The organism is Aquabacterium sp. A08 (assembly GCF_011742065.1).
Genome location: NZ_JAAQQT010000214.1, coordinates 1 through 450 on the forward strand (window position 1 = coordinate 1; position 450 = coordinate 450).

A 450-nucleotide genomic window follows, 5' to 3' on the forward strand; every position below is an offset into this window, starting at 1 on the left:
CGGTGCTGGCCCTGGCCCTGCTGGGCCTGGCCTTGGTGCTGCTGGCGCTGGGCGTGCTGTGGGCGCTGCTGCGCGGCCGGCGCCCGACGGCGCCGATGTTCGTGGGCCGGTTCCAGCGCTACGCCACCGAGCGGGTCTGGCCGGGCGCGGCGGGCCGCGGCCCGGGCGCCGCGCCCCCGCACGGGGTGGTGGACGTGGAGGTGCGCGAGGTCCGCGACGCCGACGCCGTGCCACCGACCGGTGCGCCGACGGCGCCACAGCGGCTGGACGGCCCAGACCGCCCCTGAGGGCGCCCGGCCTTCAGTCCGCCGCCTTGAGTGCCAGCGCCGCCCGGTACAGCGCGTTTTTGGGCTGGCCCGTCAGCTCGGCGCCCAGGCGGGCGGCGGTTTTCACCGGCAGCTCGGCCAGCAGCAGGCCCAGCACGCGCAGGGTCTCGGCGTCCAGCCCATC

Annotated in this window: 1 protein-coding gene and 1 pseudogene; one reads left to right on the plus strand and one right to left on the minus strand. The window is 78.4% G+C overall.

Annotated elements, in window-relative coordinates:
- The coding region (locus HA630_RS26815; protein ID WP_166832134.1) for a hypothetical protein at positions 1-287 on the plus strand (287 nt) is incomplete at its 5' end.
- 13 nt (positions 288-300) lie between these two features.
- Here HA630_RS26815 and HA630_RS26820 read toward each other — a convergent pair.
- Positions 301-450, minus strand: a pseudogene (locus HA630_RS26820) (rRNA (cytidine-2'-O-)-methyltransferase); the annotation flags it as partial.